General features: G+C 37.2%; 18 protein-coding genes. 17 read left to right on the top strand and 1 reads right to left on the bottom strand.

Translation table 11 applies throughout. The features are described 5' to 3' along the window. Positions 1-12 precede the first annotated feature (12 nt). The 5 genes from accD to JIN86_RS04640 all read left to right on the top strand — a co-directional run bounded on the left by accD (position 13) and on the right by JIN86_RS04640 (position 5,477). Positions 13-870 carry an acetyl-CoA carboxylase, carboxyltransferase subunit beta gene (gene accD / locus JIN86_RS04660; RefSeq protein ID WP_004226223.1) on the top strand — a complete coding sequence of 286 codons (858 nt, stop codon included), beginning with the start codon at positions 13-15 and terminating at the stop codon, positions 868-870. Beyond that, entirely contained in the window at positions 863-1,819 is a 957-nt protein-coding gene (locus JIN86_RS04655) for an acetyl-CoA carboxylase carboxyltransferase subunit alpha (RefSeq protein ID WP_004226227.1), read from the top strand. The genes accD and JIN86_RS04655 overlap by 8 nt, the downstream gene beginning before the upstream one ends. Before the next feature lie 321 nt (positions 1,820-2,140). Continuing rightward, on the top strand, positions 2,141-3,100 hold the full coding sequence (gene pfkA / locus JIN86_RS04650) for a 6-phosphofructokinase (RefSeq protein ID WP_202341332.1): 960 nt from the start codon (positions 2,141-2,143) through the stop codon (positions 3,098-3,100). A 26-nt stretch (positions 3,101-3,126) separates the two neighbouring features. Next, on the top strand, positions 3,127-4,887 hold the full coding sequence (gene pyk / locus JIN86_RS04645) for a pyruvate kinase (protein ID WP_004226229.1): 1,761 nt from the start codon (positions 3,127-3,129) through the stop codon (positions 4,885-4,887). A gap of 200 nt (positions 4,888-5,087) precedes the next feature. Beyond that, positions 5,088-5,477, top strand: coding sequence for an FxsA family protein (locus JIN86_RS04640; RefSeq protein ID WP_004226232.1), 390 nt, complete (start codon positions 5,088-5,090; stop codon positions 5,475-5,477). Here JIN86_RS04640 and JIN86_RS04635 read toward each other — a convergent pair. Further along, positions 5,461-6,426: an AI-2E family transporter gene (locus tag JIN86_RS04635; RefSeq protein WP_192807135.1), complete on the bottom strand. Its 966-nt coding sequence runs from the start codon at positions 6,424-6,426 to the stop codon at positions 5,461-5,463. The genes JIN86_RS04640 and JIN86_RS04635 overlap by 17 nt on opposite strands. A 250-nt stretch (positions 6,427-6,676) precedes the next feature. On the opposite strand from JIN86_RS04635, the gene citZ reads away from it, so the two are divergent. The 12 genes from citZ (at position 6,677) to JIN86_RS04575 (ending at position 17,957) form a co-directional block, all read left to right on the top strand. Further along, on the top strand, positions 6,677-7,792 hold the full coding sequence (gene citZ / locus JIN86_RS04630) for a citrate synthase (RefSeq protein WP_004226238.1): 1,116 nt from the start codon (positions 6,677-6,679) through the stop codon (positions 7,790-7,792). A gap of 79 nt (positions 7,793-7,871) precedes the next feature. Then, a complete protein-coding gene (gene icd / locus JIN86_RS04625) occupies positions 7,872-9,134 on the top strand; it encodes an NADP-dependent isocitrate dehydrogenase (RefSeq protein WP_004226242.1) in 1,263 nt (420 codons plus the stop codon). Positions 9,135-9,312: 178 nt separating this feature from the next. Then, entirely contained in the window at positions 9,313-10,251 is a 939-nt protein-coding gene (gene mdh / locus JIN86_RS04620; protein ID WP_004226243.1) for a malate dehydrogenase, read from the top strand. Positions 10,252-10,409: 158 nt separating this feature from the next. Beyond that, the gene (locus JIN86_RS04615; RefSeq protein WP_202341331.1) at positions 10,410-10,850 is read left to right on the top strand and encodes a MaoC/PaaZ C-terminal domain-containing protein; all 441 of its coding nucleotides are present in this window, start codon (positions 10,410-10,412) and stop codon (positions 10,848-10,850) included. A gap of 52 nt (positions 10,851-10,902) precedes the next feature. Next, positions 10,903-11,619 carry a response regulator transcription factor gene (locus tag JIN86_RS04610; protein WP_004226247.1) on the top strand — a complete coding sequence of 239 codons (717 nt, stop codon included), beginning with the start codon at positions 10,903-10,905 and terminating at the stop codon, positions 11,617-11,619. Further along, positions 11,616-13,151, top strand: a complete 1,536-nt coding sequence (gene pnpS, locus JIN86_RS04605; protein ID WP_004226249.1) for a two-component system histidine kinase PnpS — start codon at positions 11,616-11,618, stop codon at positions 13,149-13,151. Before JIN86_RS04610 ends, pnpS begins: the two co-directional genes overlap by 4 nt. 349 nt (positions 13,152-13,500) lie before the next feature. Then, on the top strand, positions 13,501-13,869 hold the full coding sequence (locus JIN86_RS04600) for a CidA/LrgA family holin-like protein (RefSeq protein ID WP_202341330.1): 369 nt from the start codon (positions 13,501-13,503) through the stop codon (positions 13,867-13,869). Continuing rightward, entirely contained in the window at positions 13,866-14,579 is a 714-nt protein-coding gene (locus tag JIN86_RS04595) for an LrgB family protein (RefSeq protein ID WP_004226253.1), read from the top strand. Before JIN86_RS04600 ends, JIN86_RS04595 begins: the two co-directional genes overlap by 4 nt. Before the next feature lie 151 nt (positions 14,580-14,730). Next, a complete protein-coding gene (hflK, locus tag JIN86_RS04590; RefSeq protein ID WP_004226256.1) occupies positions 14,731-15,693 on the top strand; it encodes an FtsH protease activity modulator HflK in 963 nt (320 codons plus the stop codon). Further along, positions 15,693-16,703: a protease modulator HflC gene (hflC, locus tag JIN86_RS04585; RefSeq protein WP_202341329.1), complete on the top strand. Its 1,011-nt coding sequence runs from the start codon at positions 15,693-15,695 to the stop codon at positions 16,701-16,703. The genes hflK and hflC overlap by 1 nt, the downstream gene beginning before the upstream one ends. Positions 16,704-16,888: 185 nt before the next feature. Beyond that, complete coding sequence (locus JIN86_RS04580; RefSeq protein ID WP_004226260.1) at positions 16,889-17,305, top strand: hypothetical protein; 417 nt, start codon at positions 16,889-16,891, stop codon at positions 17,303-17,305. A 265-nt stretch (positions 17,306-17,570) separates the two neighbouring features. Then, complete coding sequence (locus JIN86_RS04575; RefSeq protein ID WP_237497114.1) at positions 17,571-17,957, top strand: hypothetical protein; 387 nt, start codon at positions 17,571-17,573, stop codon at positions 17,955-17,957. Positions 17,958-18,029: the final 72 nt, after the last annotated feature.

The following is an 18,029-nucleotide window of genomic DNA, read 5'->3' as shown; positions in this document are numbered from 1 at the left end:
GGGGAGTCGAACATGGCAATACGTAGCTTATTTAGTGGTAATCGAAAAAAGAAAGAGGACGGGCAAGAAAAGGCATTTCCAGAAGGGTTAATGACAAAATGTCCTGAATGTCGTCACATTCAATTAACAAAAGAATTAGAAAAAAATCATAAAGTATGTACAAAATGTAGTCATCATTTCAAAATGACAGCACAAGAGCGTGTGGAATATTTCTTAGATGAAGGTTCATTCGAATCCATGGATGATCATTTACAAACAAGTAATCCCCTTAATTTCCCAGCATATGTTGAAAAAATATCAGCAGACCAAGAGAAAACAGGCTTGAATGAGGCTGTCCTAACAGGCGTTGGTACAATAGATGGTGAGGAAATTGTCGTAGCGATTATGGATTCGCACTTCCGTATGGGGTCTATGGGCTCTGTAGTCGGTGAAAAAATTACGAGAGCAGTAGAGAAGGCAACAGAACTAGGTGTACCATTTATTATCTTTACCGCTAGTGGTGGTGCTCGTATGCAAGAGGGCGTATTATCGTTAATGCAAATGGCGAAAACTAGTGTCGCATTAAAACGCCACAGTGATCAAGGCTTATTGTTCATATCTATCTTAACGCATCCAACAACAGGTGGAGTTTCGGCAAGCTTTGCTTCTGTTGGTGATATAAATATTGCAGAGCCACAGGCATTGATTGGCTTTGCAGGGCGACGTGTAATTGAAGAAACTGTACGAGAAAAACTGCCTAGTGATTTCCAAACAGCAGAATTTTTATTAGAGCATGGTCAGCTTGATGCCATTTTCCATCGCAAAGATTTACGTAAACAAGTTTCTTTACTTGTAAAAATGCATACGAAAGGCGGCGTACAACATGTCTAAAAATTTAGCATTTGAAGAACCAGTCGTACAATTACGTGAGAAAATTGATGAATTAAAAACAATCGCTGCTGAAGCAGAAGTTGATATGTCGGGTGAAATCGAAAAGCTTGAAACACGTTTATCACAATTAGAGCAATCGATTTATGCCAATATGAAGCCGTGGGATCGTGTGCAAGTGGCAAGACATCCAGAAAGACCTACAACGCTTCAATATATTGAAGCAATGTGTGAAGATTTTATTGAATTACATGGTGATCGTACATTTGGTGATGATGCAGCTATTCTTGGTGGGATTGCCATTTTCGAAGGGCAACCAGTCACAATTATTGGACATCAACGTGGTAAGTCTACTAAGGAAAATATACGTCGTAATTTTGGTATGCCTCATCCAGAGGGTTATCGAAAAGCACTACGCTTGATGAAGCAAGCTGAAAAATTCAAAAGACCGATTATTTGTTTTATTGATACAAAAGGCGCTTACCCGGGGAAAGCTGCTGAAGAACGTGGTCAAAGTGAAGCAATTGCTAGGAATCTTGTAGAAATGGCTGGCTTAACTGTGCCTGTAATTAGTATCGTTATTGGTGAAGGAGGAAGTGGTGGTGCACTAGCGTTAGGTGTAGCAAACCGTGTCTTTATGCTCGAGAACTCGACTTACTCTGTTATTTCGCCAGAAGGAGCGGCATCTATTTTATGGCGTGATGGTAGTCTGGCTAAGCAGGCAGCAGAAGCAATGCGTATCACAGCACCCGATTTGAAAGAACTTGGTGTAATTGATGGCATTATCCCTGAAATTATTGGTGGAGCACATCGCAATGTAGCAAAACAGGCCCTTTCTATTAAAGAATGCATTAGTGACACACTTCATGCATTAAATTCTTTAAATGGAGAACAATTAGTAGAAGATCGCTATGAAAAATTTAAAAAAATTGGACAGTATACAGAAGTGTAAATCTGTTTGTAAAAAGATGAATGTTGTATAGCTTAACAGGGTATAAAATTTAAAAGCTATAAATTTGCTCGTTTAGAGACACAATTTGTAGCTTAACATATTAAAAAGCTATAAAAATTAAAGAAGATAATAGCGCATAATAAACGCCAGACTTCTTGAAAAAATGTTAGATTTAGGATGTTTTTAGATGGAAAGAGTGTGTGAAAGCGCATTCTTTTCATTTTTTATGTAAAAGTTATGTTTTTGTATCCCCAGAACCCTTACATAGTTTGTTTTTTCATGTTAATGTGAATAATAATAGTAACTGCAGGAGGTTCGACAATGAAAAAAATTGCTGTATTAACTAGTGGTGGAGATGCGCCTGGAATGAACGCTGCTATTCGAGCGGTCGTTCGTAAGGCAGCATTCCATGGAATTGATGTTGTCGGAATTAAGCATGGTTATGAAGGCTTAGTAAAAGGATTTATGGAAGAACTTGATTTAGGTGCAGTTGGTGGTATTATCCAACGCGGTGGAACGCATTTGAATTCGGCAAGATGCCCAGAATTTAAAGAGGATGCTGTTCAGCAACGAGGTATTGAGAATTTACAATCTGCCGGTATTGAAGGACTTGTTGTCATTGGTGGTGATGGGTCTTATCGAGGTGCCATGGATTTGGTGAAAAAAGGCTTCCCTGTTGTAGGGGTACCTGGGACAATTGACAATGATATTCCAGGAACTGAATATACGATCGGCTTTGATACAGCCCTAAATACAGTTGTAGAATCCATTGATAAAATCCGAGATACTGCTACATCCCATGAAAATTCTTTCATTGTAGAGGTCATGGGACGTGATGCAGGAGATATCGCTTTATGGGCAGGTCTTGCTGCTGGTGCTGAAACAGTTTTAATTCCAGAAGAAGATTATAATTTAGACGATATTGTCGCACGCTTAGATCGTGGTGCTGCACGTGGTAAAAAGCATAGTATTATTATTGTTGCAGAGGCTGTTATGTCAGGAAGTGAGCTGGCAAAACTGTTAAAAGAAAAAACAGGAAAAGAAACGCGTGTTTCAGTATTAGGTCATATCCAACGTGGTGGCTCACCTACAGCAAGAGATCGTGTATTAGCGAGTCAGTTTGGCGCACATGCAGTTGAATTACTTATGGAAGGCAAGGCTGGTCGAGCAGTAGGTATTCGCAATCATCAAGTCATTGATTATGACATGCCAGAGGCTTTTGAAAAGAATCATGAGGCCGATGTAAGCCTATATACACTAATGAAAGAACTATCAATATAATTTGTTATAAAACGGAGTGGGCAAAAATGAGAAAAACAAAAATCGTATGTACAATTGGACCTGCAAGTGAGTCACCAGAAATTTTAGAAAAATTAATCGAAGCAGGTATGAATGTAGCCCGCTTGAATTTTTCACACGGATCACATGAGGAACATGCAGGGCGTATTCATTTAATTCGTGAAGTGGCACAAAAATTAAATAAACCAGTAGGAGTTTTACTTGATACAAAGGGACCAGAAATTCGAACACACAACATGAAAAATGGCGAGCTTCATTTGTCGGCAGGTCAAGTTATTGATATTTCAATGACAGAAGTAGAAGGTACTGAGACGAGCTTTTCTGTCACATATGAGCGCTTAATTGAAGACGTTGAGCAAAATTCAATTATTTTACTTGATGATGGTCTAATTCAACTACGTGTATTAGCAACGGATATGGAAAAAGGATTAATTCATACAATTGTTGAAAATGCTGGCGTTCTAAAAAATAAAAAGGGTGTTAACGTACCAGGTGTTTCTGTACAATTACCAGGTATCACAGAAAAAGACGCACAAGATATTTTATTTGGTATCGAACAAGGTGTTGATTTTATTGCTGCTTCATTCGTTCGTCGTGCAAAAGATGTTCTTGAAATTCGAGAATTGCTGGAACAAAATGGTGGTAGTCATATTCAAATCATCCCAAAAATTGAAAACCAAGAAGGTGTCGATAACATCGATGAAATCATCCTAGTATCTGACGGTTTAATGGTTGCTCGTGGAGATCTTGGTGTTGAAATTCCAGCAGAAGAAGTGCCACTTGTACAAAAGAAATTAATTCTAAAATGTAACCAAGTTGGTAAACCGGTCATTACGGCAACTCAAATGTTAGATTCCATGCAGCGTAACCCACGACCAACACGTGCAGAAGCAAGTGATGTAGCCAACGCAATTATTGATGGAACAGATGCTATCATGTTATCTGGTGAAACTGCCGCAGGTCTTTATCCAGTTGAATCGGTACAAACGATGAATAAAATTGCACAACGCACTGAAAATTCATTAGATTATCGATCAATTGTTTCTACACGTAGTCGTGAGAAAGAAGCAAATATGACGGAGGCAATTTCACAAGCTGTAGCTTATACTTCTATCAATTTAGGGGTGAAAGCCGTATTAGCACCAACTGAAAGTGGTAATACAGCGAGAATGATTGCAAAATATCGACCAGGAGTGCCAATTGTTGCCGTAACAGGCTCTACAAATACAGCTCATACATTAACACTAGTATGGGGCGTATACCCAATTGTGTGTCAACGCGTGACAACAACAGATGAAATTTTAGAACTAGCTGTGGATGAAAGCTTGAAGCATGGTTTTGTTACACATGGAGACGCTGTTGTAATTACAGCAGGTGTACCTGTAGGTGAAGCGGGTACAACAAACTTAATGAAAGTTCACATTATTGGAGATTTACTTGCACGCGGACAAGGGATCGGAAAAGCATCAGTTGTTGGTAAAACAGTGGTTGCTAAAAATGCTGCTGAGGCACTTGCCTACGATACAGACGGATGCATCCTTGTTACAGTCGGTTCAGATCGTGATATGATGCCTGCTTTAGAAAATTGTATTGGCCTAATTACTGAAGAAGGTGGGCTTACTAGCCATGCAGCAGTTGTAGGGTTAAGCCTAGGTATTCCAGTAATCGTTGGTGTAAAAGAAGCAACTACATTAATTCGTCATGGTCAAGAAATTACAATGGACGCTGAAACAGGTGTAATTTACAAAGGACATGCAAGCGTTCTTTAATAATTAACAAAAAGCTCTAGTGGTTTGTTGTACTAGAGCTTTTTCATAAAGGTTGTACACACTCTTTATGGAAACTATTCATTTCTTCCTTTAACAGAAGTTTCTTTCTCTTAGAATAGGTATATTCATTTTTTTATGAAACTAAACGGGCTATAATAACGTATAAAAGGTATAGCTTTTCAAGTAGAAAGGAGAAAAATATGCGAAAAATTTTTCTTGGTTTCATTATCTACACATTAGCCGAATTGACGTTATTAATAGTCATTGGACAAAATATTGGTGTTTTAAGTACATTATTGCTCATTATTGCTACGAGTGTGATTGGGATTTATGTCATGAAAAATAAAGGTATGAACTCTGTTCAAAATGTGAAAAATACATTGGCACGCGGAGAAGCGCCAGGAGCTGCATTAGTGGATACTTTCTTAACTTTTGGTGGTGGTTTGCTTTTAGCATTACCTGGATTTTTAACAGATGTCCTAGGCTTATTCCTACTCATGCCATTTTCTCGAAAAATGTTCCAACCCATTGTCTATTACTGGATGCGTAAAAAAATGAAAAATGGTCAATTCATCATCGTTCAAAGATAGAGTTTTCTTTTAGTTTTACAGCTAGAAATAAAAAGATAGGGCTCAGTAATATACCATAAAAGCCAAATAATAGAATAGAGGCAGCGCTGATAAAGAATGTATGGAAAGTGCGAAGCTGAAGCGTATTGGACCAAAGCATCGAATCGGCTAGCTGCCTTGTTAATTGTACAAATAAATAGAGTAGTAAAATGGCCACACATAAAAAGGTATTGCCATTGAAATAAAAATAAATGCTCATTGGCACAAGAAAAACCCCGATACCGAAAAACGGTAGTACATCTGCAAATGCTACAATAAATGCTTTAATAATGGCTTGTTCAAATTGAAGGATCATAAAGCCAGCACAAAGAATGAGTAGGGTAATCGTAAATAATTGAAACTCCACAAATAAGAAATAATGAAAAAGTTGCATGATTTTTGCAAAATGAGATTGCCATTCTTGACGATATTTTTTAGGCACATATTGAAAGAACCAATAGCGTGATTTACGTGTTTCTAGTAGCGCAAAGTAATAAGCAACCAAAAAGATGAAAACCTCAATGACATGCTTCATTAATAATTGGAAAAGATCTGCTGTATATACGATGATGGAATCGAAAATGGACAGTGATTTTTCTTTTAAAACTTGTACAAATATGGATTCATATTCACTGAAAAGCGGGAAATTTTGTAATGTCTCTCGAATTTCTGGGAAAATGACGATAATACTGTTAATAGATATGACAACAAGTAGAAAAATACAGGTTAATATTAAAACCTCCACAATAATTGCTGCAATCCAATACGCAATCCTACAATATCTGTGTAAAAAATTTATGATAGGATACGTTGAAAATGATAAAAAAATTGCGAGTGACACAGGTAATACAAACCAAAGTATGACTAAATAAAAAATAAATAGCAAAACGCTCGTAGTTCTTTCGTATGAAAAATACTTTAAATTCCTCATTTTTACAAATTCACCCCAAACCAATCGATAAATTAATGTCAAAATATACAAAAAAATCTCTTTAGGACAATTATATAGTCGTTCGGACGTCTTTTTCTTTATTCGGAGGATTTTCATTCACAAAGCTGTCAAAAATGATTATAATAGCAATGTAAGCGATTTACTTAATGGTTCATATGAGCAAAATTCGTAAATGCAACATAAAAAACGCATTTGCAACAAAAAAATAAGTATGAGGGAGCGATAATTTATGTCAGCAACTAAAGGTTTAGAAGGTATCGTAGCAGCGGAATCTAAAATCAGTTCAATTATCGATGACACACTTACATATGTTGGTTACAACATTGATGATTTAGCAGAAAATGCGTCATTCGAAGAGGTAATTTACCTGTTATGGCATACTCGTTTACCAAAAGAGGACGAGCTAGCTGAACTAAAACAACAATTGGCAGACAACATGTCAATTCCGCAAGCGATTGTCGACCAATTTAAAACATACCCACTTTCAACTGTACATCCAATGGCTGCGTTGCGTACTGCAGTATCTTTACTTGGTGTATTCGATGAAGAAGCGGATGTTATGGATCCAGAAGCAAACTACCGTAAAGCAATTCGTCTACAAGCTAAAATTGCTACAGTAGTAACTGCATTTGCACGTGTTCGTAAAGGTTTAGAGCCAGTTGCGCCAAAACCAGAATTAGGATATGCGGCAAACTTCTTATACATGTTAAAAGGTGAAGAGCCAGAAGCTATTGAAATTGAAGCATTTGACAAAGCATTAGTGTTACACGCTGACCATGAATTAAATGCATCTACATTTACAGCACGTGTATGTGTAGCTACATTATCTGACGTTTATTCAGGTGTAACTGCGGCAATCGGCGCTTTAAAAGGACCACTTCATGGTGGAGCAAATGAGCAAGTTATGAAGATGTTAACTGAAATCGGCTCTCTTGAAAATGTTGAATCTTATATTCAAAATAAATTAGACAACAAAGAAAAAATCATGGGCTTCGGTCACCGTGTATATCGTAAAGGCGACCCTCGTGCTCCGCATTTACGCGTAATGTCTAAAAAATTAACTGAGCTAACTGGTAAACCAGAGCTTTACGAAATGTCAGTTAAAATCCATGACATGATCGTAGAACAAAAGAAATTACCTGCAAACGTAGATTTCTTCTCTGCGTCAGTGTATGATTCTTTAGGTATTGATCATGACCTGTTCACACCAATTTTCGCAGTATCACGTACTTCAGGTTGGGTGGCACATATCCTTGAGCAATATGCTAATAACCGCCTAATCCGTCCACGTGCTGAGTATGTTGGACCAGGCATGCAAAAATATGTTCCAATCAGCGAGCGCTAATTTGGAAAATATGCTAGAATGTTTGGGACTGTGTTATCACTAACACAGTCCTATGATTATGAATTTAGGAGGCAACAGAATGTCAAACAAAATTGTAGTTGAAAATGGCGTACTTAATGTACCAAACAATCCAGTAATTCCTTTTATCGAAGGTGATGGAATTGGTCCAGATATCTGGGCTGCAGCATCACGCGTAATCGACGCAGCTGTAGAAAAAGCTTACAACGGTGAAAAGAAAATTGAATGGTTAGAAGTTTTAGCTGGTGAAAAAGCATTTAACCAAACTGGTGAATGGTTACCACAAGAAACTTTAGACAAAATTAACGAATACTTAATTGCAATCAAAGGTCCTCTTACTACTCCAATCGGTGGTGGTATCCGCTCTCTAAACGTAGCATTACGTCAACAACTTGACTTATATGTATGCTTACGCCCAGTACGTCACTTTGATGGAGTGCCTTCTCCAGTTAAACGCCCAGAAGACGTTGATATGGTTATCTTCCGCGAGAACACAGAAGACATCTACGCTGGTATTGAATTCGAATCTGGTTCAGAACAAGCTCAAAAAATCATCAACTTCCTACAATCTGAATTTGGTGTAAATCAAATCCGCTTCCCAGAAACTTCTGGTATCGGTGTTAAACCTGTATCTAAAGAAGGTACTGAGCGTTTAGTACGTTCTGCTATCGAATACGCAATTAAACATAAACGCCCATCTGTTACTTTAGTTCATAAAGGTAACATCATGAAATTCACTGAAGGTGGATTCAAAAAATGGGGTTACGAATTAGCAGAAAAAGAATTTGCTGATCAAACTTTCACTTGGAACCAATACGATGCAATCAAAGAAGAGCAAGGTGAAGAAGCAGCAAACAAAGCTCAATCTGATGCTTTAGCAGCTGGCAAAATCTTAGTGAAAGATTCTATCGCTGATATCTTCTTACAACAAATCTTAACTCGTCCAACTGAGTTCGATGTAGTAGCTACAATGAACTTAAATGGTGACTATATTTCTGATGCTTTAGCTGCACAAGTTGGTGGTATCGGTATCGCTCCAGGAGCTAACATTAACTATGTTACTGGCCATGCGATCTTCGAAGCTACTCACGGTACAGCTCCAAAATATGCTGGTTTAGATAAAGTAAACCCATCTTCAGTATTACTTTCAGGTGTATTAATGCTTGAGCACTTAGGATGGCAAGAAGCTGCTGACATGATCACTCAATCTGTTGAGAAAACAATTTCTTCTAAAGTTGTTACTTATGACTTCGCACGTTTAATGGACGGCGCTACAGAAGTGAAATGTTCAGAATTCGCTAATGAGTTAATCAAAAACCTATAATTTTCTATTCTACAATAGAATTTATCGCTAAAGCGGATGCTTTTTTCTGCCGATATAATTAGGGTGACAGTAAATTTTAATTGAATATTTACGATAAACTTGTTTAATTGAGGGAGTGAGATGGATGTCTCCTCCCTCTTTTAAAATATATAACCTAATTTTAAAGGAGCGTATTCAAATGTCTCTGAAACGAAAAAAAATCTCAGTTATCGGTGGCGGTTTTACAGGCGCTACTGCAGCATTTTTAGCAGCTCAGAAAGAACTTGGTGACGTCGTATTAGTGGATATTCCACAAGCAGAAAACCCGACAAAGGGTAAGGCGCTAGATATGTGGGAGGCAGCACCAATACAAGGGTTTGACTCTTATGTGCAAGGTACTTCCAATTATGCAGATACGGCGAATTCTGACGTAGTGATCATTACCGCTGGTGTTGCACGTAAACCAGGTATGAGCCGTGATGACCTTGTTCAAATCAATCAGAGTGTTATGAAAACTGTTTCAAAAGAGATTGCTACGCATTCACCAAATGCTACAATCCTTGTACTGACAAACCCAGTTGATGCCATGACATACACAGTATACAAAGAAACTGGCTTCCCTAAAAACCGTGTTATTGGTCAATCGGGTGTTCTTGATACGGCCCGTTTCTGTGCATTTGTGGCAGAAGAACTTAAGATTTCAGTGAAAGATATTACTGGTTTTGTATTAGGTGGTCATGGTGACACAATGGTACCGTTAACACGTTATTCATTTGCTGGTGGTATTCCGTTAGAAACACTTATTTCTGCTGAACGTTTAGAAGAAATTGTTGACCGAACGCGTAATGGTGGAGCAGAAATTGTCAACTTACTTGGTAACGGCTCTGCCTATTATGCGCCTGCTGCGGCACTAATAGAGATGGCTGAAGCTATTGTAAAAGATCAAAAACGTATTTTACCATCTATTGCTTATTTAGAAGGCGAGTACGGCTATCATGATTTATACTTAGGTGTTCCAACATTACTTGGCGAAAACGGTATTGAAAAAATCTTTGAGCTAGAATTAACTGACAAAGAAAAAGCAGCTTTAGATCAATCGGCAGAAGCAGTTCGTAATGTGATGAAAATTTTAGTGTAAAATATCAGTCTAAATCTTAAAACGAGTAGGGAATGTTCCTGCTCGTTTTTTTATGTTTCCAGGGCCGAGAAAGGTAAGAATCTTCTGCTTTTTATTGTACTTTTAGCATAAAATTGATACTATGAAGGTAGTATGATAGAAAAGGGGTTGGCGTATCTTTGCTTCAAAAAAATAGTAAACTTGGTCTCACAATCGATGAAATTACAGTTGGCGAAAAAATCCATATCACTGAAAAAATTGAAGATAGGGATTTATTGCTTTATTTAGGGCTGACAAACGATAGTAATCCGCTTTATATTCAACATGATTATGCGGCTATTACACCTTTTCAAAAGCCAATTGTGCCGACAATTATGTTAAATGGTATTATTACATCAGCTGTGTCAAAGTATATTCCGGGACCAGGTGCACGAATTATTGAGCAACATTTAAAATATTTAGGACCTCTCTATCATTATGAATTGTTCGATACGCTATTAGAGGTTACAGCAATCAATAAATATGACAATACCATCACTGTATCTGTCCACTCATATAATGAGCAGAAGCAGCTTGTAATTGAAGGTTTATTGCTTGTGACTCCACCACTTGCGCTATAGACGTCTTGAGATTTGAAATGGGGGTTTCAAATCACGAACGGAGGCATTAGACATGACAAAAACGATTTTAGTAATTGAAGATGAATTTTCGATTGCAACATTATTGAAATATAATTTAGAACAGGCAGGCTATGTAGTGGAAACTGCTGCTGATGGTCAGGAAGGGCTTGAAAAAGCAATCGACTTACAGCCAAATTTAATTCTTTTAGATTTGATGCTTCCAAAACTAGATGGCATGGAGGTCTGTAAACAAATACGACAGCAACGTATGAATACGCCAATTATTATGCTAACTGCTAAGGATGACGAATTTGATAAAGTTCTTGGTCTTGAGTTGGGAGCAGATGACTACATGACAAAGCCTTTTAGTCCTCGTGAAGTTTTAGCGCGTGTCAAGGCTGTATTAAGACGTTTCACGCAAAACGTTGTGGCAGATGATAAGGATGTTGCGCAGGAAAAAATGTATGAGTTTGGACAACTGCGCGTGTACCCAGAGCGATTTGAAGTATTTTTACAGGATGAGGCACTGGAATTTACACCAAAAGAGTTTGAGCTACTCATCTATTTACTTGAAAATAAAAATCGTGTATTAACACGTGATCAGCTATTAAGTGCTGTATGGAAATATGATTTTGCTGGCGATACTCGAATTGTGGATGTACACATTAGCCACCTTCGCGATAAAATTGAAGAAAATAGCCGTAAGCCGATGTTTATTAAAACAATTAGAGGCCTTGGTTATAAATTTGAGGAGCCGAAAACGACATGAAATCGATGAGCAACCGCTTATTCTTGACATTCATGCTTTTACTTGGAACGATACTAGCTGTCCTAATGATTGTTATAGGTCAGCTTTTTCCTGTTTATATCAAGCAATATAACGAGCAAGCAACCACTGAGATAAGGACATCAATGGACCAAGTAATCGATGAACGCAAAATGGATTTAACGAAGGAAGATCAGGAAGCCTTGTACGCAGCTCAGGCTATGGAACGAGACGAATCCTTATTGAACTATGTGCGTGCTCGCCTTTATGGAGTACTGGCTATTCTCTTTACCATCACGTTGATATTAATAGGAATTATAAGTCGTTATATGATACGTAACTTTACTGCACCGATTGATAATGTGACAGACACTGCCCTTGAGCTTGCAAAGGGTAACTATCGTGCGCGTGCTCAAGAAAATGAACATGAACGGATGATCCCACTGAGTCATTCTATAAACATATTGGCACGGAATTTGCAAGATATTACAACGATACGTGAAGTAGAGGAAGAAAGACTGAAAACCTTAATTGAAAATATGGGGAGCTCCCTTATGATGATTGGTCGTGAGGGAAATATTTCGATTGTAAATCGAGTATTTCTAGAGCGCTTTGGAATGCAGCTTGATGATGTCCAAGGAAAGGTTTTTCGTACAATAGGCTTACCTAAATCATTAGAACAATTTATCGATCATGTCTTTCTGACAGAAATGCCTTATCGACAACAAATTAAAATGGAAGTACAGCAAGAGCTTTATAACAAAGAAGTTTATGGGGCACCGGTCATCGGAGATCATGGACGATGGCTAGGCGTTGTTATCGTTATGCATGATATCACGGAACTAGTTCGATTAGAACAAATTCGGAAAGACTTTGTTGCGAATGTATCACATGAATTACGCACACCTATTACATCTATTAAAGGCTTTTCAGAAACTTTATTGGATGGGGCCTATAAAGACGAAAAAATGCTGATTTCCTTTTTGGAGATTATATATAAAGAAAGTAATCGACTTCAAATGCTGATTCAAGATTTACTAGAGCTCTCAAAGATTGAGCAGCATGGTTTTACTGTCAATATTATGCCGATGGGCTTACAGGATGTTCTAATTCGCGGAGCAGAATTGACAGCTCCACGATTGGATGAAAAAAATATGAGCTTCCAGGTGGATATCGAACGAGATGTCCAGGTTATGGGGGATGCCAATCGTATCATTCAGATCGTGACGAATTTAATTACCAATGCGATTACATATTCTCCTGAAAACACGACTGTTTCTATTCGATTAAAGGAAAATGAAACACATGGCATTATCGAAATAGAGGATCAAGGGATTGGCATTGAAAAACATGAAATCGCCCGCGTTTTTGAAAGATTTTATCGAGTGGATCGAGCGAGAAGTCGTAATTCTGGTGGAACAGGTTTAGGGTTAGCGATTGTTAAGCATTTAGTAGAGGCGCATCATGGCCGAATCCAAGTAGAGAGTGAAGTCGGCATAGGAACTAAAATGATTGTCATGATTCCGAAAAATTAACAAATCCTTTACATGAACAACACGTTACATTCATATTTGGGCACTATACTTATCACTAGAAACCCCCAATATGATTGTTAAGACGATGACTATAAAAATCTAATAGAAGATTTTTAACTGCTTTATATTCGCCCAGAAAGAATTTAGTGTTTTTAAACACTAGGTTCTTTTTCTGTTTTACAGGGAACGTAAATAGGTGTAAAGTATAGTAGCATAAAGTTTAACAACCATCTTATCCGCGATTGTCTGTTAGACGAACGCTTTGACAGTCAGTGAATCAACCTTCTTATCATTCGAATCGTGTTTTCCTGACTGTTGAGGCAGAGAAAAAAATGAGAGAAGGATGACCATGAAAATCGTCAAAAGTATCGTGCAAATCGGCTATCTTTATATCCTATTATTAATCGGAAATACTATTGCACGCCTACTTCATTTGCCGATTCCAGGGAGTATAATAGGACTTGTCCTATTATTTTTGCTGTTACAGTTTCATATAATCAAGCTTAAATGGATTGAATTAGGAGCAGCCGTACTATTAAGTGAACTCTTATTATTCTTTATTCCATCTGCCATCGGTGTTATTGATTATCATGCCTTATTCGGTGTGCAAGGAATGAAGGTTGTGCTGGTCATTGTTGCGAGTGCTATTGTGGTAATGTTTGTAACGGGATATACAGCACAATGGCTTGAGCAGCGAAAGAAGGGTGATGCGGTATGACTTTATTAATCGCCATTGTCAGTTTACTAGGGACAGTTGCTATTTTTTATATTTGTAAAATGTTTTATAAGAAATATAAAAAAGAATGGCTGACACCTATGCTGATTACACCTTTAGTCATTATAGGTATTTTACTATTGACAGGAATTTCTTATAAATCCTACAATTCTGGAGCTAGTGTCTTAACAAATTTGCTAGGACCAGCAACCGTTGCGTTTGCCGTTCCTATATATAAAAATGTCAACCTATTAAAAAAACACGCATTTGAAATTTTCATCAGCATTGCTGTTGGTTCTGCGGTTGCTATTGTGTCATCCTTTATGATGGCTCTATTGGTGGGCTTAAATGATGAGTTGGTGCATAGTTTAGTGCCACGTTCTGTAACAACTCCTATTGCGATGGATATTTCTAATATGATTGGTGGTTCTCCTACCCTTACAGCTGTTTTCGTTATGACGACTGGTATTTTAGGGAGCTTGTTAGCGCCAATCGTTATCAAAGTATGTCGTTTTCACAGACCTTCATCTAGAGGATTAATGCTTGGTATGGGTGCTCATGGAACGGGTACATCAAAAGCATTTGAATTTGGAGAGTTAGAAGGCACATTTGCTAGTCTAGCGATGATCGTTGCTGCATTAATTAGTATTGTATTATCCACAACCATTTTCCCAGTATTTGAACATCTGGTTATCAATATCCTGTTACCATAAAAGGTAACAGGATTTTTTTTGCAATAATAAGCTTTTGTTAAGCATGAGATACAGAGGATTCTCTCCTTTACAAGCATTATATGAAAATATTTTGAAACTTTTTATAAAGGTTCACCGTAAACAATAGTACTAAGCAAAAGGAGGAACATACATGAGTGTGAAAAGGACACTAATGATTGTTGGACTTGGAATATTTGGAATTATTGCACTTATTACAGTTTTTACTTCATGGTACACGGTAGATGAATCAGAGCAAGCTGTGGTTATTACATTTGGTCGTGCCGATGATACAGTAACAAATCCAGGTCTTCATTTTAAATTACCTTGGCCCGTCCAATCCGTAGAAATTTTGTCAAAAGAAACATTTAGTCTGCAATTTGGTTATAAGCAAAATAAAGCAGGTGAGTTAGAGGCATACGACGCCGAAACAAAAATGATTACAGGGGATGAAAATATTGTCTTAACAGACCTTGTTGTTCAATGGAAAATTACAGAGCCTAATAAGTTTTTATTTAATTCGCAAGATCCAGAAAGAATATTACATAGCGCGACATCGAGTGCCATTCGTTCTATCATCGGAAGCTCTTCTATTGATGCAGCGTTAACGGAAGGTAAAGCTGACATCGAAGCAAATACTCGCCAATTATTAGTTTCTCTTATTGAAAAATACGATATTGGAATAAGCGTTTTAGGTGTGAAATTGCAAGATGTAGAATTGCCAAATAAAGATGTGCGTGCAGCATTCACTGCTGTAACAGATGCACGTGAAATGAAAAATACAAAAATAAATGAAGCTGAAAAATATGAAAACCAACGCATTAATGAGGCTCAGGGTGAACGCGATGCTATTATGTCCAAAGCTAAAGGTACTAAAACAGCCCGTATCGAGCAAGCTCAAGGAGATGTAGCCGTCTTTAATAAAATGTATGAACAATACAAGGGAAATCAGCAAATTACAAGAGAGCGATTAATATTAGAGACGCTTGAAAATGTCTTACCAAAAGCCCAAATTTACATTATGAATGATGATGGTAGTACGATGAAGTATTTACCACTTCAGCAACTACAGCCTCAACAGACACAAACAGAGAAAAAAGAGGGGAGTGGTAACTAATGGACCAAAAAAATAAGGATCTAGAAAAATTCCTCAATTTCTTATCTGGCAAAAGTAAAAAAGCTGCTCCTTCAGAAGGTGATTCGGGAGACAATGTAGTGAAAATGTCGAAGAAAGGACCGAAGAATCCTAAAAAATATATCTCTCTAGCTGTAACCTTAACGGTCATATTCGCTCTAGTGATTACTTTATTAGCGAATATTTATATAGTTAAAGAATCAGAGTATGCAGTTGTTCGGCAGTTTGGAGAGGTTGTTAAGTTTGAGCGTGAACCAGGTTTAAATATGAAAATTCCTTTTATTCAAAGTGTCACGAAGTTACCAAAAAACCAAATGACATATGAGATTTCGGAAGAAGAGATTAATACAAAGGATAAAAAACGAATTATTATTGATAATTATGCTGTATGGCGTATTACAGACCCTAAGTTATTAATTTCGAATGCTGGTACGATAGAAAAAGTTGAATCACGTATGGAAGAGTTTATTTATTCTGTTATTCGCTCTGAACTTGGCCGAATTAACTATACTGAGATTATAAATGATGAGGATTCTTCGCGAGGCAGCATCAACGATCAAGTAACTGAACGTGTTAATGAACTTCTTTCCAACGATAACTATGGTATTGAAGTAGTAGATGTACGTATTCGTCGCATTGATTTACCAACTGAAAATGAACAATCCGTTTTTACGAATATGATTTCAGATCGTGAATCAATTGCACAAAAGTATCTTTCAGAGGGAGATGCACAGAAACGTCGTATTGAGGCACAAACGGATCAACAAGTACAAGAAATGCTTGCTAAAGCAAGTAAAGAAGCTGCTTTAATTCAAGCTGAAGGAGAAGCAGAGGCTGCAAAGATTTACAATAAATCTTTCTCACAAGATCCTGAATTTTATTCTTTATACCGCACACTAGAATCCTATAAGAAAACGGTTGGTGAAGATACGGTTATTATCTTGCCAGCTACTTCACCATATGCCAACATCTTGTCTGGTTATATAAAATAAACGCAGTTTAAAGTCGTCTCTGTCTTGAAGGAGACGACTTTTTTGTTGTACTAGAATTATAACTATCCGTGAAATCTAATTATTATAGTATGAAAATAATAGAAATTTATAAGTTTGTATTCCCCAATCAACAATAATCTGATAGAATGATAATGTTTAAAAAAGAATAGTTGGGGGTAAGGGCTTTGAAATTACAAATTAGCAAATGGCTCCAAAATTTAGGAATTGCTTGTAGTATAGCTTCGATATTAACACTTATCTTCCGTCTATCCGATTTTTCTTGGGTGACGAAGAGTGTTTATCATATACCAGTATTTTTTGTGTTTATCTTTTTAGTCAGTATCATTATTGCAGATGATGTAAGAAACCTTTTTAAGAAGTTATTTTGGTATGAAAAAAGAAAGGTCAAGCGTCCTATTTGGCAGGTTGGAATTGGCTTAATCTTCTTTTTAGCACAAATTAGTACAGTAATGGTATTTAATCAAGAGCTAACACATCTACAATTAGGCGGCATGCCGTTATTCCTTGTGATTGCTTTTATGAATGCATTTATACTAACTGTCATCTATGAAGAAGTTTTTTATCGTACTTCAAATCAATAACAACTATTAGGAACTTTCATTCGCAGGAGACTTGTCCTTGAATGAAAGTTTTTGCTTTTTATGCCTTGTTAACACGTAAATTATTAACATTTGTCAGTATTGCCCTTATTTAATCGGTAGGGCAGTCAAAATATTGGAAATAGTCAATGACTAAACTTGATAGGCGGATACATACATACCATATTGAAAATTATTTTTTTAACCTAGTTTTAACCTTTAGTATGTATGATAAGCAAAGATTCATTTCAATAGGAGGAGGTTCAAGATGAAGAAGGTATTGTTTGGAAGTGCTTTAGCAGTGGGATTATTATTTAGTGGGGCAGGGCAATCCTCTGCTAATAGCCAAATTCAACCAATTGATATTCAAGGCATGGATCTAGAATCGGCATTACAGGCAGTTCAATCGCAGCGAGCACAGCTGTTAGAAAATCAGATTAAGGATCAACTAGAAGGTGTTCAACAACGAAATCAGCAGCTAGCTGATTTGAATGCACAGCAAGGTCAAATGGATGCTTTAAGTAATTCTCAGCAAATGGATATGCTCCGTTTACAAAGCATGAATAGTAAACGGAATGAGGCTTTTGATTTAATGACTAATTTTGTGAAAAAAATGCAGGATAGTCGTTCGTCTATTATAGGTAATATGCGTTAAGGATGTTAAAATATTTTAAGCAAGTCAACCGCTGTGCGCGCGGTTGGCTTTTTTGAATGAAATAGGAATGCT

The organism is Lysinibacillus sp. HST-98 (genome assembly GCF_016757845.1).
Lineage (GTDB): Bacteria > Bacillota > Bacilli > Bacillales_A > Planococcaceae > Lysinibacillus > Lysinibacillus capsici.
This window is presented reverse-complemented; position numbering and strand designations above follow the sequence as displayed.

Bases quoted from the DNA above. Each gene is read 5' to 3' on its own strand.
- accD (WP_004226223.1), top strand. From the start codon at position 13: ATGGCAATACGTAGCTTATTTAGTGGTAATCGAAAAAAGAAAGAGGAC.
- JIN86_RS04655 (WP_004226227.1), top strand. From the start codon at position 863: ATGTCTAAAAATTTAGCATTTGAAGAACCAGTCGTACAATTACGTGAG.
- pfkA (WP_202341332.1), top strand. From the start codon at position 2,141: ATGAAAAAAATTGCTGTATTAACTAGTGGTGGAGATGCGCCTGGAATG.
- pyk (WP_004226229.1), top strand. From the start codon at position 3,127: ATGAGAAAAACAAAAATCGTATGTACAATTGGACCTGCAAGTGAGTCA.
- JIN86_RS04640 (WP_004226232.1), top strand. From the start codon at position 5,088: ATGCGAAAAATTTTTCTTGGTTTCATTATCTACACATTAGCCGAATTG.
- JIN86_RS04635 (WP_192807135.1), bottom strand. From the start codon at position 6,426: ATGAGGAATTTAAAGTATTTTTCATACGAAAGAACTACGAGCGTTTTG.
- citZ (WP_004226238.1), top strand. From the start codon at position 6,677: ATGTCAGCAACTAAAGGTTTAGAAGGTATCGTAGCAGCGGAATCTAAA.
- icd (WP_004226242.1), top strand. From the start codon at position 7,872: ATGTCAAACAAAATTGTAGTTGAAAATGGCGTACTTAATGTACCAAAC.
- mdh (WP_004226243.1), top strand. From the start codon at position 9,313: ATGTCTCTGAAACGAAAAAAAATCTCAGTTATCGGTGGCGGTTTTACA.
- JIN86_RS04610 (WP_004226247.1), top strand. From the start codon at position 10,903: ATGACAAAAACGATTTTAGTAATTGAAGATGAATTTTCGATTGCAACA.
- pnpS (WP_004226249.1), top strand. From the start codon at position 11,616: ATGAAATCGATGAGCAACCGCTTATTCTTGACATTCATGCTTTTACTT.
- JIN86_RS04600 (WP_202341330.1), top strand. From the start codon at position 13,501: ATGAAAATCGTCAAAAGTATCGTGCAAATCGGCTATCTTTATATCCTA.
- JIN86_RS04595 (WP_004226253.1), top strand. From the start codon at position 13,866: ATGACTTTATTAATCGCCATTGTCAGTTTACTAGGGACAGTTGCTATT.
- hflK (WP_004226256.1), top strand. From the start codon at position 14,731: ATGAGTGTGAAAAGGACACTAATGATTGTTGGACTTGGAATATTTGGA.
- hflC (WP_202341329.1), top strand. From the start codon at position 15,693: ATGGACCAAAAAAATAAGGATCTAGAAAAATTCCTCAATTTCTTATCT.
- JIN86_RS04575 (WP_237497114.1), top strand. From the start codon at position 17,571: ATGAAGAAGGTATTGTTTGGAAGTGCTTTAGCAGTGGGATTATTATTT.